14 protein-coding genes are annotated in these 13,844 nt (G+C 53.0%); 12 read left to right on the plus strand and 2 right to left on the minus strand.

Annotated features, from left to right (window positions below; all coding sequences use genetic code 11):
- Positions 1–11: 11 nt before the first annotated feature.
- From dat to HCN83_RS04045, 7 genes are all read left to right on the plus strand, one after another.
- Entirely contained in the window at positions 12–863 is an 852-nt protein-coding gene (gene dat / locus HCN83_RS04015) for a D-amino-acid transaminase (protein WP_168005035.1), read from the plus strand.
- A 954-nt stretch (positions 864–1,817) separates the two neighbouring features.
- Positions 1,818–2,375, plus strand: a complete 558-nt coding sequence (locus HCN83_RS04020; protein ID WP_281351677.1) for a M15 family metallopeptidase — start codon at positions 1,818–1,820, stop codon at positions 2,373–2,375.
- A gap of 241 nt (positions 2,376–2,616) precedes the next feature.
- Entirely contained in the window at positions 2,617–2,910 is a 294-nt protein-coding gene (locus tag HCN83_RS04025; protein WP_168005036.1) for a flagellar basal body rod protein, read from the plus strand.
- Entirely contained in the window at positions 2,903–3,493 is a 591-nt protein-coding gene (locus HCN83_RS04030; protein ID WP_168005037.1) for a hypothetical protein, read from the plus strand. Before HCN83_RS04025 ends, HCN83_RS04030 begins: the two co-directional genes overlap by 8 nt.
- A 32-nt stretch (positions 3,494–3,525) precedes the next feature.
- Positions 3,526–4,248 carry a cell wall-active antibiotics response protein LiaF gene (gene liaF, locus HCN83_RS04035; RefSeq protein WP_168005038.1) on the plus strand — a complete coding sequence of 241 codons (723 nt, stop codon included), beginning with the start codon at positions 3,526–3,528 and terminating at the stop codon, positions 4,246–4,248.
- On the plus strand, positions 4,245–5,258 hold the full coding sequence (locus tag HCN83_RS04040) for a sensor histidine kinase (protein WP_168005039.1): 1,014 nt from the start codon (positions 4,245–4,247) through the stop codon (positions 5,256–5,258). The genes liaF and HCN83_RS04040 overlap by 4 nt, the downstream gene beginning before the upstream one ends.
- Positions 5,255–5,881 (plus strand): response regulator transcription factor, encoded by a 627-nt coding sequence (locus HCN83_RS04045; RefSeq protein ID WP_168005040.1) that lies wholly within the window; start codon positions 5,255–5,257, stop codon positions 5,879–5,881. Before HCN83_RS04040 ends, HCN83_RS04045 begins: the two co-directional genes overlap by 4 nt.
- Here HCN83_RS04045 and HCN83_RS18710 read toward each other — a convergent pair.
- Both HCN83_RS18710 and HCN83_RS04055 read right to left on the minus strand, forming a co-directional pair.
- The gene (locus tag HCN83_RS18710) at positions 5,878–6,705 is read right to left on the minus strand and encodes a hypothetical protein (RefSeq protein ID WP_168005041.1); all 828 of its coding nucleotides are present in this window, start codon (positions 6,703–6,705) and stop codon (positions 5,878–5,880) included. The genes HCN83_RS04045 and HCN83_RS18710 overlap by 4 nt on opposite strands.
- Positions 6,702–7,586, minus strand: a complete 885-nt coding sequence (locus HCN83_RS04055) for an ATP-grasp domain-containing protein (RefSeq protein ID WP_168005042.1) — start codon at positions 7,584–7,586, stop codon at positions 6,702–6,704. The genes HCN83_RS18710 and HCN83_RS04055 overlap by 4 nt, the downstream gene beginning before the upstream one ends.
- A gap of 107 nt (positions 7,587–7,693) precedes the next feature.
- Here HCN83_RS04055 and HCN83_RS04060 point away from each other — a divergent pair, with 107 nt between their 5' ends.
- The 5 genes from HCN83_RS04060 to HCN83_RS04080 all read left to right on the plus strand — a co-directional run bounded on the left by HCN83_RS04060 (position 7,694) and on the right by HCN83_RS04080 (position 13,810).
- Positions 7,694–8,863: a bifunctional folylpolyglutamate synthase/dihydrofolate synthase gene (locus tag HCN83_RS04060; protein WP_168005043.1), complete on the plus strand. Its 1,170-nt coding sequence runs from the start codon at positions 7,694–7,696 to the stop codon at positions 8,861–8,863.
- A 102-nt stretch (positions 8,864–8,965) separates the two neighbouring features.
- Positions 8,966–10,648 (plus strand): sensor domain-containing diguanylate cyclase, encoded by a 1,683-nt coding sequence (locus tag HCN83_RS04065; protein WP_168005044.1) that lies wholly within the window; start codon positions 8,966–8,968, stop codon positions 10,646–10,648.
- A gap of 235 nt (positions 10,649–10,883) precedes the next feature.
- Positions 10,884–11,141 carry a hypothetical protein gene (locus tag HCN83_RS04070; protein ID WP_168005045.1) on the plus strand — a complete coding sequence of 86 codons (258 nt, stop codon included), beginning with the start codon at positions 10,884–10,886 and terminating at the stop codon, positions 11,139–11,141.
- Entirely contained in the window at positions 11,138–13,060 is a 1,923-nt protein-coding gene (locus HCN83_RS04075; RefSeq protein ID WP_168005046.1) for a VanW family protein, read from the plus strand. Before HCN83_RS04070 ends, HCN83_RS04075 begins: the two co-directional genes overlap by 4 nt.
- 33 nt (positions 13,061–13,093) lie before the next feature.
- Positions 13,094–13,810, plus strand: coding sequence for a prepilin peptidase (locus HCN83_RS04080; RefSeq protein WP_168005047.1), 717 nt, complete (start codon positions 13,094–13,096; stop codon positions 13,808–13,810).
- The last annotated feature ends 34 nt before the right edge of the window (positions 13,811–13,844 follow it).

Raw genomic sequence — 13,844 nt, forward strand, 5'->3', positions numbered from 1 at the left:
AGGAACGAGCAATGAAAGAGATTGCCTATTATCACGACCGGTTCGTCGATGTCGATGAACGGGTGATTCCGATTCAGGAACGCGGGCATCAGTTCGGCGACGGTATTTATGAGGTTATCCGCGTCTATGATGGCGAACCGTTTACGATGAAGGAGCACATGGAGCGTCTGGAGAAGAGTGCTGAAGCGATCGGCATGGGGCTTCCATACAGCCGGGAAAAGATCGAAGCTCTTGCGCTGGAGGCGCTTGAGCGTTCCGGCATCCAGGAGGCAGAGATTTACATGCAGATTACCCGTGGGATCCACCTGCGGCAGCATCATTATCCGGATCCGTCAGAGCCGGTGCTCTCGATGGTCGTCAAAGAGGCACGCAAACTGACGCCGGAGAAGCGAGCTGCCGGTGTGCCGGTGATTACAACAGAAGAGATTCGCTGGAAAATGTGCTGGATCAAGTCGCTTAACCTGCTGCCTAACGTCATGGCTAAGCAGAAGGCGATGGAGGCAGGGGCCCATGAAGCGGTCTTTGTCGATCAGGGAACGGTCACGGAAGGATCCAGCTCCAACCTGTTTATCGTTAAAGACGGCACGCTGCTGACGCATCCAGCGACAAACGCCATTTTGCATGGGATAACGCGCCGCGTAATCCTCGACATTGCAGAAGAGCTCGGTATTCCCGTTGAGGAGCGAACGTTTACGCTGGATGAGCTTTTAGAGGCGGATGAAGCCTTTCTCAGCTCAACGACGATGGAAGCTGCGAGTATCTCTGCTGTCGACGGAAGGCCGCTGAAAGGCGGCAGAACATTGCTCGATCGGATTCACGCCCGCTTCGTCGAACGAACCAAAAAAGAAAAAGTGGATTCTTAATAGATGGAATGGCCCGCTGTATACGTGCAGCGGGCCTTCCAGAATGTTGATAAAGCAATATCAAGTGAATAACCTTGCATCTGCCTGCATCTGCGGACACTCGCTTTCCGGAGGGAACGGCCTCAGCTAACCGCTTCTTCCTTTCGTCAGAAGCGCTGGATCTTCGCCTCGTTCTGATCCTCGCGGAGTCGAGTTCCTCCGATTAGACAGTTGGCAGTCCGGTTGAAACGCCTGGTGATGGTTCATACGAGCTTGTTCCATATGGATGGAACCTTTCGTTAGGCAACGCTTCGATGTCGAATCGGGATGCCAGTTCGTCAACGTATCCACCAAAAAAAGCCGCAGCGTCAGCGATCGGGACGTTTTTTCTCCATCAAACAAATCTATTTTCCCTTCTTGTGCGGCGTGCCCGTGTAATCCGCGCAGCCTGAAGATTCCGTGCCGTTCAGATCTGCGAACGGCATCAACGCACGAGCGGAGCCGGACTGCGTCTTGAAGGCTTCTTGTAAGAAGCCTCTGTCCGAGTGAAGCCTCATAGCCGTTCGATCTTGAAAGGCATGAAAAGTGAGAGCGGAGCCGGACCGGGTCTTAAAGGCTTCTCGCAAGAAGCCTGTGTCCGAGTGAAGCCGCGTCATCCTACGTGCCTTTCTTCCCTTCATACAGGGGTTTACCCTGAGAAATAGCTGAAGATAAGCCCACGGAAGGCTCGGTAAACAGAGGGGATATACCATCAATCGAATAATCATGTAAGCTGATTGACTTTGTCAACAGCCTGAAAGGCTCGCTGTATACGTGCAGCGGGCCTTTTGGTAGTTTTCAGCAAAAAACGTGTGTATAAAAGCACACGGGTTCAATCATTCATCCCTTTTCTGGTTCAAACGCTTTTATTTTTGCTGCAAGCTTAATGTGATAAAATGAGCTGCATCGTGCTTGTTTAGAAGAAAGGGGAAATGTATGTATCAACTGCTCATGTTTGTTTTACTAGTAGCCTGCCTGGTTGCTTTTTCACATATAAACTGGAACGAGTCAGAAGTTCCGGGTGAAGCGGAAAGAGATCCGCTCGTTTCTGCAGAAGATGCCGTTGCCGAGGAAGGACTGCACCCCCTTGTCGAGGAAGCGAAAGAAGAGCTATTACAACGAGCCTCCGATCGTGATATAAATGTGGTCATCACAGAAGGATACCGTTCTCCGGAGCGGCAGGATGAACTTTACGCGAGAGGCCGGACGGCAGACGGGGATGTTGTCACGAATGCTTCTGCAGGAGAATCCTATCATAATTACGGACTGGCGATCGACTATGCGCTTGAAACAGAGGATGGACTTGTTTGGGATATCGAAACGGACTTTAACGGCAGCGGTGAGGCTGACTGGCTGGAAGTGGCTGAGATAGCAAAAGATATCGGCTTTGAATGGGGCGGCGACTGGTCAAGTTTCCGCGACTATCCGCACCTGCAAATGACGTTCGGCCTGTCGATTCAGGAGCTGCAGCAGGCAAAGCAGCAGCTGGATTAAAGATGCCGGGCAGGAGCTGCAGCAGCTCTTGTCCGTACAGGCCACACTTTCTTTTATAACTATAACTACTTGGAAAGCCCGCTGTTTACGTGCAGCGGGCTTTCTTGGGCCCGTTCGGGTGAGGCTGCAGCTTTGCGGCGGAGACGTACTACGCCTCCGGTCGTAGACGAAAATACTGCTGCAGCTCATTCCGCGGACGGCAGCTTCCGGAGTATGATACAGACAGAAGGAGGGATTGACGATGAAACTACTAGCGCTATTGCTTGGAATTGCTGCTTTTCTGCTTGCGATTGGCAACCTCGGATCCATTATTCTGTTTGCATTATCCGCCTGGCTGCTGTGGCTTGTCTGGAAACAGTTCGTAAAGGCTCCATCAACCGGAGGGAAAACGAGCTGGGGAATAGTCGGAGCGATTATCATTCTTGTCATGCTCGGCAATTTACAGGCAGTGATTGGTCTCGCCGCTGTTTACGTATTATACGTGTTGATCAGAAGCTGGAAGGAAAACGAACAAGGAGGAATGCATCATGCGTAACATCTGGGAACGAATGGCCGATACGATGAAGCAGGATTTGGCAAAGCTGAAAGGAACAACCGAAGACATCACGAAGCGAGCCGGGGAAAAGCGGCGAAAAGCAGATTCGCTGCAAAAACGAATCGCAGATCAGCGTGAAGAGGCAGACCGTCTGCGCAAGCGCCGCGATCAGGCGCTCGTTCAGGCTGCGGATAGACGCAGACAGCAGAAGCTTGCAGAGGAAGCGGATGAAATGGAACTTGCAGACTTCGCTAAACGAGATGCAGAAGCATATGATCAGGAAGCAGAGACGCTCGCCGCTATGACGAAGGATGCCGATGCTCGCATGCTTGAGCTGGAGCAAATGTTTCAGGAAGTCCGCCATGCACTGACGAGACAGGAGCTGGAGGAACAGGAGCTGAAGCGGAGAGAAGCAACGGCCCAGCTTAGAAGCGAGATGAGTGGATTAAAAGAAGCTGAACCGACTAATGTGGAACAGGAACCGTCTTCTGAAGACATCCGCAGCAGTATGGAGCGGCAGCTGATGCTGCTGGAGAAGCGGCACGGAGAGCGGAAAAACCCATCCGACTTTCTGGAAACATGATACAATAATGGCATCGAAGGGAGGAGAAGGCTATGATCAGGGAAATTCCGGTGAACCGATTGAATCTGCTTCTCCTCCTGTCCTTGTTTTTTCTTGTCACCGAGTTGCTCTCTCGCGGAGCCGGTATGCTAATTGGTGTTGGTATTCTGCTGTTTATGGTCTATCTTGGCTGGAAAGAGTATGAATCCACGTTTGGAAAAGTAATCTGCTGGATCGGTGTCATCGGGCTCATCATTCAAGTGCTGAGTCTCTTTGCCGTTGGCTTTTTTATCATCGGCTTTCTGATCCTGCTCGTGTTAGAGTATCGCAGGCAGCAGAAACATCCCCCTGTCATCCAGCCGCAGACACAGTCAGCGCCTCAGCAAGGAACTGGCGTCGTAGAAACAGGAACCCTTCTGCCGCAGAAGCTGATCGGAAGACAATCGACAGGCTCGGATCCGTATCAGTGGCGTGATATCCATTTGCAGACTGGTATCGGCAGCAAAACGATCGACTTGTCTAACACGGTCGTTCACGGCACAGCAGTCGTCTCGATCCGCCACGTCATCGGTCAGATTACCGTCCTCGTTCCCTACGACATGGAAGTGCAGGTCATACACAGCGCACTTTACGGGAGCGTTGAGATTTTAGGGGAGCGCCGACGCCTGCTGAATGAATCGATCTCACTGGAAACACCAGGATACGCGGAAGCGGATGTCAGGGTAAAAGTTGTGACATCCGTAATGAGCGGCGAGCTGGAGGTGCGGCGAGTATGAACATTCGGCCGTTGCTTTACGTTCAGCTTGCCGTCACGATCTTCGCCGCAGCTGTCGCAGCAGGAGGGGCACTGCTGATGATCCTGCCGGCAGACGCCTGGCCGTTCTTGATGACGCGTCTTTATGGCGTCCCGTTTCCTGTTCTCGCAGCCGGCGCTGCACTTCTGCTTCTGCTCTTTATCGGTGTATTCGTACAAGGCGCCTGGCGCCGGGCTTCGGCGGATGCGATCAGCTACGCGACTGATGCGGTGAAAGGGGAAGCAGGGCCGCCTTCCGGCCAGCAGGAGCTTTTGCACGCCATCTATGATCTGCAGGAGCAGGTAGCCCGTCAGACTCAGCACGCGCGGCAGATCGCAGCCGAAAAAGCGGATGTGCGTGAACAGAGCCTGCAGGAAGTCGTGATTCAGGAAAGAACGCGTCTTGCACGTGAGCTGCACGATTCCGTTAGTCAGCAGCTGTTTGCCGCCTCCATGCTGACAGCCGCAATCAATGAAACGGCCGAACTGGACGAAAAAACGGCAGACCAGTTTCGTTTAGTGGAGAACATGATCAACCAGTCTCAGCTGGAAATGAGGGCCCTGCTGCTGCACCTGCGCCCGGCTGCATTGAAAGGACGATCGCTGATTGACGGCATGGATGAACTGCTGGCTGAACTGCAGCAGAAAGTGCCCCTCGACATTGTCGTCTCATTGGAAGAAGTGGCGCTGGATAAAGGATCAGAAGACCATTTGTTCCGGATATTACAGGAAGCGGTCTCCAACTGCCTGCGGCATGCAGAAGCGACCAGGCTGAAAGTGTTTTTGTTAAATCGGGATGAGAAAGCTATATTGCAGGTAATCGATAACGGAAAAGGGTTTGAGGCCGGCAAGGATGCATTCGGCTCGTACGGGCTGTCGACGATGAAGGAGCGTGCCGAGGAGATCGGAGGCCGCTTCCGCATTATCAGTGTGCCAGGAGAAGGAACGAAAGTAGATGTGCAGCTTCCGCTGTGGAAGGAGGAGAAAGCATGATTCGGATTGTGTTTGCAGATGACCATGAGATGGTACGGATTGGCGTATCGGCCTATTTAACGTCTCAGACGGATATCGAGGTAGTGGCAGAAGCGTCAGACGGTACGGAGGCTGTTCAGCTCGTTCGTACCCATCAGCCGGACGTCGTTTTGATGGATCTTGTCATGGAACCGATGGACGGAATTGAGGCAACCCGGCTGATTACTGAAGAAAATCCGGATGCGAAGGTACTGATTATGACGAGCTTTGTCGATGATGAAAAAGTATATCCTGCGCTCGAAGCGGGAGCATTCAGCTACATGCTCAAAACGTCGAGAGCTGCTGATATTGCAGAGGCCGTACGCCGTACATACAGGGGGGAATCGGTGCTTGAGCCTGCAGTGGCCCGTAAAGTGATGTCAAGGATGCGTTCCCGTCCTGAAGCCCTGCATGATGCCCTGACGGCAAGGGAGCTTGAGGTGCTGAAGCTCATGGCAGACGGCATGTCCAATCAGGAGATTGCTAATAAGCTGTTTATAGCCGTCAAGACCGTCAAAGTCCACGTCAGCAGCATTTTAAGCAAACTCGAGGTGCAGGACCGGACCCAGGCTGTCATCTATGCGCTGAAGCACGACTTGTTTTAGCGGAGCTCCTCTGCGACGTGGCCGATAAAGACGTCGGCAATGTCAATGGCGCTCTGGTCATAAAGGCTGCGGCACCCAACCGCATCCTCCATCTCATTAAACAGCAGCGATCCGTCATCTGCGATGAGAAAGTCGATGCCGGCAAAATCGATCGGCATCGCGAGTGTTACTTTCTGAATAAGGGTTTTGTCCGCTTCAGAAAGCCGGTAGAGCGAGGCGCTTGCTCCGCCTGAAATGTTTGCTTTGAAATTTGTTTCCGATTCGCGGACGACTGCGGCGACGATGTCACCGCCTACGATATAAACGCGGACATCACGGCCGCGCTGTCCGCCTACAGGCTGCATCAGCAGCTCGTCATCCGTGCTCATCGCTCCAAGCTGCTGCGGGCGGGCGACCCAGTCAACTCCGGTGCCGCCGCGTCCAAGCGGATCCTTTAAAATTAGCGGGTACGATGGACTCAACGAGGAGAGCCTGCGCTGATGGACCGCCGTACTTGGCAGCATCGGCACGCTGAGCGATGACAAAAAAGCGTGGGACAGCCGTTTATCATTAGCTGTGCGGCTGAAGCGGGAGCTGTTGAATGCGCGGATGCCGTGCAGCTCAGCGGCTTCATTCAGCCACGGTGTACAAGTCCGGATGATCAGGAAGTCAGGGTTCTCTTCATGACCGAACAACGTTGTGCCTCCCGATACCGAATAGATCATTTCTTCGTACGTGACAACCTCAAGCTCGATCCCGCGTCTTTCACTCGCCTGCTGTAACAGTCTGATAAACGCGTCATTCCGAAGCCGGTCGGCTTCTTTATAAATCAGCCATCCTTTCACGATAAAACCCTCCCCTGCAGCATTTTTTCCACCATCATATGATGAACAGGCACACCGGTGCATTCGATAATGCTGCGAACGTGCGGATTGGAATTGATTTCGCAGACGAGCGGCTGCTCTGTTCCGGTGAACAAATCGACTCCCGCCATGTCAGCGCCGACTGCTCTCGCAGCAGCAATTGCTGCTTTTATTTCTTCATTTGTCGGGTCATAAGGTTCTGTCGTTCCACCGGCGGTCACATTTGCGCGGAAGCCTTCAGCTGTGCGCTTCATCGAGGCAACTGCCTGCGAACCGACGATGTTAATACGAACGTCCGATCCGAAGCTTTCCGTAACCGCCTGCTGATAGAGATGTGGCACACCCGCAAGACGTTCTGCCAGCTCTTCCAGCTCTGCCATTGTCTCCACCCAGTATACCTGCTCTCCGAAGGAACCAAATGCTTCCTTCACGACAAGAGGGAAGCCGAGAACATCGGCAGCCTGCCTGCAGAAGCTGGTATTCCGGTAACCGATTTTAGGATAGGCCATCGGAGCAAGGATCGTCAGCGGCTGCGGTACACCATACCCGGCGAACGCCTGATGCATCAGCCGTTTATCATCACACAGTTCGATCGTTCGTGCCCGGTTATAGAGCCGGTAGCCTTCCCGCTCCAAGGCGTTGGCAAGCAGCAGATCCTTATCCGCAAAATGAATAAAATCAGGCTCTTTTAAGTCTGTCTTCAGCCGGATAACGCCATCCGTCGAAACGAGAAGCTCATCGTTGGCAACAGCTGTGAGCTCTGCACCTCGAAGCCTTGCTGCCCGCTGCATGAGTGCGGCATAGTCGTTAAATTTAGGTGTGGATAAGCCGCCGTTATAGATGAGCCAGCCAGTTAGTTTCATGGAGAAAGCGCTCCTTTGCCATACAGCGTTGCTGCAGAAATGTATAATAGCCAGTAAGGTATATTTTTTCATTGTTCAGCGGATTATGCAACGACGGAGGGAAAACGATGGACATTCAGCAGCTTTTCCAGGAGCGGGAGCAGGCAGGTATTAACTATACGCTTGAGCGGATGAAGGCGCTCTACGAGGGACTCGGTACACCGGAAAAAGGAGTCGACGTCATTCATATTGCGGGTACTAACGGGAAGGGATCGACGGTATCATATTTGGAAGCTTTGTTTAAGGGAAGCGGAAAAAGCGTACTCTCCTTCGTATCGCCGTCGTTCAGCGGGAGAGAAGGGCATCTGCTCTGGAACGGGGAGGCGGTTTCTGCTGCAGCCTTTGCAGAGGCTTGTAAAACTGCAGCAGCACTGCTGCCGAAAATAGAAGCCGTGCATGGACTTGTAACGCCTTTTGAGCTGCTGACGGCAACGGCGTTTGCTGCCTGCAAGCGCTGGAAGCCGGATGTTTTTCTCGTAGAGTGCGGCTTAGGAGGAAGGCTTGACGCGACCAACGTGCTGCTGCAGAAAGCGGTAACGATCCTCACGTCTATCGGCACAGATCATCAAGCATTTCTCGGGTCTGACAGAGAGCAGATCGCCCGGGAAAAAGCGGGGATCATGCGGCGTGGTGTTCCAGTCGTATCAGGGTGCGGCGATGCTGATGTATGGCTGAAACAGGAAGCAGAAAAAGCAGGTGCACCGTGGATAGAGCTGAAGCGGTCATGGTCGTTTACCTCGCCGGACGCATTGGAAACAGCAGAAGGTACAGTCAACCTCCCTGCTCCGGGACCGCATCAGGAACGAAACGCGGCATGTGCCTGGACGGCAGCCGGACTATTGACTGACCAGGTGCTGGAAGTCTGGCTGCAGGAAGCCCGAATGCCGGCACGATTTGAAGCTCTTCATTCCGGTGTGATTGTTGACTCAGCTCACAACATAGAGGCCGTAGAAGCGCTGTTGGAAAGCATTCCGGAAAGATGGAGCGTGACGTTTTTATTCGGGGCAATGCGGGATAAGCCCGTCAATGACATGGTGAGCAGGCTGTCAAAGCGCGGCAGGGTAGTGCCGGCACTCTTTGAAGACGCTCGGGCAGTGACCGAGGAAGAATGGCACGAGCTGCTGCCGGACGAGCGGGTATGCACAGATCCGAAGCAGTTCGTCGAATCGTTTACGGCAGCAGGTGCAACACTGATCGTTACCGGATCGCATGCATTCACGGGCACTGTTCGTAATTAAGTCTATAGAACTAGTTATAAAGATTCAATTTACCGAGCATATATGGTATGATATAGCAGATAGTTCAGAATAGTTCATACAAAAGACAGGGGAGGATGACGGATGGACCGGAAATACCGACGTGTCGTCTGGGTGCTTTGGGTGCTCTTATTTCCTGCAGCTGCAGCCGTCCTGGTGCCGGTGTATGCTGGCTGGCAGGTGTCAGACTGGCTTTCGTTTCTTCCATTTGTTTTGCTGATCGCCCTTGCGGCGATGTTTCCTATCCACATTCGTGAAACGTCGATTGTTCCGCTTCAGGGAGTTGCGCTTGCGGTTTTCCTGCTGCAAGGTTTCTCCGGAGAGCTGCTGATCACCCAGATCGGCATTGTCATCGGAATTGCACGGATGAAACTCGATCCGGAAGACTGGTACCGGCTGCCGCTTAATTCACTGATTTTCCTGATAACGTCATCCGGAGCTGCTGCAGTGTATTACGCAGCCGGCGGTCAGACAGGAAGCGCGCTCCTCGGTGAACTTTCGTTAGGCCTTATTGTACTTTATGTGGTGACCTACTTTTTTATTAACAATGGGCTCATTTATGCAGTACAGCGGCTCACTGTTAAACATGATGGCGTGCGTTTTTTTGACGAAGCGCTGAAATGGGAAGTCTTATCCCTCCTCTTCGTGCTGCCTGTCGGTTTAACGCTTGCACTTTTATACGAGCTTGCCGGCCCGGTCGTACTCATTCTCGCAGCTCTCCCGGTGACCTCGATCGCCATCATCCTCTCCTTTTACGGAGCGAGCAGGGAGACGGCAAATCAGCTGAAAAAGGTGAGTCAGTTCGGGGCCAACATCAACGAACGGCTCGAGACAGCGGAAGTGCTGGAGCTGTTTATGGATACGTGCTGGGATCTGTTTGACCCGCGTGATGTCTGTTTATATGAAGAAGACGGTGACGGCGGTCTGCAGCCGGTTTTCCGTCATACGAAAGCGCCAGGTGCCCAGCTGACTCCTGAAAGCGGTGACGGAGTGAGCCGTCTTGTTTACAAAAGCGGCAGGTCCCGTGTTTACATGCACGACAGCGACATACCGAGGCTTGCTCGTGCCGGCCTGCCTGCCCATACAAAATCAGTGATGAGTGCGCCTGCTGTTCGGGCTCAGAAAATTGTCGGTGTCGTCACACTGCTCTCGCAGGAGAAGCGGGCGTTTGGCAAAGACGAGCTGATGCTGCTGGAGATCATGGCCGGGTATTTGACCGTTGCCATGCAAAATGCTCGGAATTTGTCCCGTGCGAAAAAGCTGGGAGAACGATGCGCGCTTACAGGACTTTATAATTTCCGTTTTTTTGAGGAGAAGCTGGTGGAGTGCCGGGAACCTTTTGCAGTCGTCCTGCTCGATCTCGATCATTTTAAGCAGGTGAATGATACATTCGGCCATGACGGCGGCAACGACGTTCTCAAGGAAGCAGCGGAGATGATCGAAACGTGTGCGCCGGATGATGCCTTGGCTGCGCGCTACGGCGGTGAAGAATTCGTGCTGCTGCTTCCCTCTTATACCGCAGAGGAAGCTGCCGCAACTGCTGAGCATCTGCGGGAACAGCTGGCGGAGCGGGAATTTACGCTGCCTGATCTGCGCGGAGAAAAACGGAAAGCAGAAGTAACGGCGAGCATCGGCGTGGCAGGTTCCGTTCCCGGAGAAGACCCTTTGGACGTGCTGCGCAATGCCGACAGGGCTATGTACACCGGGGCCAAGCAAAAGGGGCGCAACCGTGTGGCACTGCACGGATTTCCCGGAGTTGCCGGATAACCGGATGCTGTATATAATCAGACCAGAACGCCTTCAGCCCCGGCCGAAGGCGTTTTAATATGTCAGTAAAGCAGAACAGCAGTGTAACTTGCTCCCGCAGGTCAAATAAAGAACGCACAAACATATTCGTGAGTAAATGAACTCATGAGAGAAGATGCGCCTTTCATTCAGGGCCCTTGTAAGATAAGATAGGAATAGCAACCTATAATCTGCCAGAAAGGGGCCGGGGCCCTTGATGTACCTGTTTATTTTCATTTGCTACGCTGTCCTGCTAGGTATTATGCTGCTTATTCCTTCCGTGTTTTCCAGGGCGGTGACGGCACTGCTCGTTACGGCTGCGCTGCTCGTATCGCTTGGAGGATACTGGATTTTAAATTTGTTTGGCTGGCTGCCGGGTGTGATGCTTATGCTCGCAGCTGTAACGCTCGTTTCCCTGCTCGTATCATGGTTTCTGGCAGGACGGGAACGGAATGAAGAGGGGGAAAGCGCATGACGTCTAAACAATGGTTCGGTGCTTCTTTTTTAGTGATTGCAGGAAGCGTTGTTTTTATGATGCTGTTCGCCTTCACCGGTAAGTTAATGTACGAATTCAGTTTTCAAGATGAAGAATTGGCAGAAGAAACTTCTGTCGCGGGTGTTGATGTCGGCGGGATGCGCCCTGAAGAAGCGGAAGAAGTGCTTCTGGAGCGGATTGAAACGTTTGAAGAAAATGTTCGTTATGAACTGACTTGGTTCGATGAACAAATTCCGCTTCCGCGTGAGGCAGTTTCGATTCATACAGGTGCGTCTGTCGGTCGTGCGGCAGAAGATGGTTCACAGGAAACGGCTGCAGTATCCGTCGATGAAGAAGCGCTGCGTGAAGCGGTATCGAGCTTCTCGTTCAACAGCAGCATGGAAGACGCTGTCCGTATGGATGAACTTGCCGCCCGGATTGAAGAAGATGCTGGCTCGCTGCAGCAGACGGATTATTCCTGGATGCTTCATCCGTATTTGCACGCGCATGCACAGCCAACGGAAACGGTCCTTACAGGAGCAGACAGAAGTTCTGTTTCCGACGAGATGGCTCAGTTGCTTCAACAGCACGAAACGATTGAAATCCCGGGCGGCAGTGACGTTTCGGTGATGGAAGCACTCGGTCTGCACGATTATCCGGATATGGATGAAGAATCCCTTGCAGCACTGGGGTCCGCCGTGTTCGAAGCAGTCGCACCGACAAACTTTTCCATTGAAGAACGTCATATCCGCCATACGCTATTAGATAGCGTTCCACCCGGGTTTGATGCACATCTTTCTCCCGGAAGAAAAGATTTTGCATTCGGCAATCCGAACGATTATGACTATGAACTGCAGCTGAACGTAACCGGTGGTTCGCTTCAAGTAGAGCTTTACGGCTATGCATACCCCCACGCGATCAACGTGGACGTCATGGAAAACGGAAATATTGCGGCTGAGACAAGAATCCGCTACACGGCGCCTGATGATGAAGCAGGGTTCAATGCCAGCCAGAATAACAGCAGCGATGACTGGGGAATGCAGGACGACGATAACAGTGATTCCGATTCTGCTTTCGACGGTACGGGCTTTGACGATGACGGCATGACCAATGAAAGCAGCCCGTCAGGCGGCTCGGATGGGATGCTGGTTGAAACGGTCCGCACCATTTTTCGCGGTGATTCGTCTGAAGACGAAGAAACGATGGTACTTGCAGAAGATTATTATGCTCCGGTGCACGCCCTGGAAAGCCGGTCCATTTCGGTAAGGGAACCTGAGGAAGAAGAGGAAGAAACGTTCCCAGACCCTGATGAGGAATGGGATTTCCCCTGGGAACATACACCCGAAAATGGATTCGACGCCGGAGATGACTCCTTTAATGGCGGCAACGGGTTTGATGGAGGAGACGACTTCTTCGACGATGGCGGAGGAGATGGTTCCTTCGACGGGAACGATGGATTTGACGAAGGAAATGGTTTCTTTGAAGGAGACGGCGGTTTTGACGATGGAGATGGTTCCTTCGACGAAAACGACGGATTTGATGAAGGAGACGATTCTTTCGACGGAGGCAGCGGTTTTGGAGATGATGGATTCTCAGGAGAAAGCGGGAACGGCTTTGGCGGTGACGGCAGTGGATTAACTCCCGAACAGCGAAGGGCTGAACAGCAGTTCCGAAGCGGAAGCGGCTTTGACAGCTGGCTCGATCAAGGCGGCGGAGACGCATTTGATGCATGGGCAGAAAGCGGTACACCCGGAGATTATAATAACTGGCTCCGGGAGCATGGGGGAGACCCGCAGATGGGGATCGATTACAGTGACAATGAGATAGAGTTCGGCCGTCCCGGAACATTTCCGGAAAGCGGAGACGGCAGCACATTTCCCGGCTTTGAGCGTCCACCTGTAAAAGGGGAGGAACGCTGACCAGTTAGATAACTGGGAAGGGACGATGTAAACATGGAAATGGTGCTGTTCGTACTGATCGGACTGATTATTGGATCGTTTTTAACTGCTGCCGGGCTGAGGATACCGGACGGGCAATCGATTGTGTATCCGCCATCCCGGTGCCCCGCCTGCAGCAGAAGACTGAGACCGTGGAACCTGGTTCCGGTTTTGTCCTACCTGCTGCAGCGCGGCCGGTGCAGCGGCTGTGGGGAACGTATTTCCATCTTATATCCCTCCGGTGAGCTTGCCTTTGCGATACTGGCAGCAGCAAGCTTTTACATATTCGGCTGGTCATGGGAGCTGGCCGCAGCGTTATTATTTTCCGCGATGCTTGTCATGATTTCGGTCAGTGATCTTCGTTTTATGCTGATTCCGGATCGGATTCTGCTTGCTTTCGGCATTCCGCTTGCTTTACTGAGGCTCACCGCAGCGCCGCTGGATCCATGGTGGGATGCGGCTGCAGGCAGCGCCGGAGGCTTTGCGCTGCTGTTCGCGGCAGCTGCGGCCTCCCGTGGAGGACTTGGTGGCGGAGACGTAAAGCTTTATGCAATTGTCGGTCTTATGCTTGGCTTTTCAGGGATGCTGATGTCTCTCGCAGCATCGTCTATACTCGGGCTGAGCGCAGGCTTGGCCGGAGTGCTGATTCGCAAATGGGGAAGAGAAACAGAAATACCATTCGGACCGTTTATTGCAGCAGGAGCACTGCTTGTCTACTTTGCAGGTGCCTGAATGCTAATTTGAAATCTGCCCGGGCGCAAGCTGC

Source organism: Alkalicoccus luteus (genome assembly GCF_012034335.1).
Taxonomy (GTDB): domain Bacteria; phylum Bacillota; class Bacilli; order Bacillales; family Salisediminibacteriaceae; genus Alkalicoccus; species Alkalicoccus luteus_A.

Excerpts from the sequence above, each read along its gene's own strand:
- HCN83_RS04075 (WP_168005046.1), top strand. The coding sequence starts at position 11,138 with ATGACGTCTAAACAATGGTTCGGTGCTTCTTTTTTAGTGATTGCAGGA.
- HCN83_RS04065 (WP_168005044.1), top strand. The coding sequence starts at position 8,966 with ATGGACCGGAAATACCGACGTGTCGTCTGGGTGCTTTGGGTGCTCTTA.
- HCN83_RS04025 (WP_168005036.1), top strand. The coding sequence starts at position 2,617 with ATGAAACTACTAGCGCTATTGCTTGGAATTGCTGCTTTTCTGCTTGCG.
- HCN83_RS04070 (WP_168005045.1), top strand. The coding sequence starts at position 10,884 with ATGTACCTGTTTATTTTCATTTGCTACGCTGTCCTGCTAGGTATTATG.
- HCN83_RS04060 (WP_168005043.1), top strand. The coding sequence starts at position 7,694 with ATGGACATTCAGCAGCTTTTCCAGGAGCGGGAGCAGGCAGGTATTAAC.
- HCN83_RS04040 (WP_168005039.1), top strand. The coding sequence starts at position 4,245 with ATGAACATTCGGCCGTTGCTTTACGTTCAGCTTGCCGTCACGATCTTC.
- HCN83_RS04080 (WP_168005047.1), top strand. The coding sequence starts at position 13,094 with ATGGAAATGGTGCTGTTCGTACTGATCGGACTGATTATTGGATCGTTT.
- liaF (WP_168005038.1), top strand. The coding sequence starts at position 3,526 with ATGATCAGGGAAATTCCGGTGAACCGATTGAATCTGCTTCTCCTCCTG.
- HCN83_RS04030 (WP_168005037.1), top strand. The coding sequence starts at position 2,903 with ATGCGTAACATCTGGGAACGAATGGCCGATACGATGAAGCAGGATTTG.
- HCN83_RS04020 (WP_281351677.1), top strand. The coding sequence starts at position 1,818 with ATGTATCAACTGCTCATGTTTGTTTTACTAGTAGCCTGCCTGGTTGCT.
- dat (WP_168005035.1), top strand. The coding sequence starts at position 12 with ATGAAAGAGATTGCCTATTATCACGACCGGTTCGTCGATGTCGATGAA.
- HCN83_RS04045 (WP_168005040.1), top strand. The coding sequence starts at position 5,255 with ATGATTCGGATTGTGTTTGCAGATGACCATGAGATGGTACGGATTGGC.
- HCN83_RS04055 (WP_168005042.1), bottom strand. The coding sequence starts at position 7,586 with ATGAAACTAACTGGCTGGCTCATCTATAACGGCGGCTTATCCACACCT.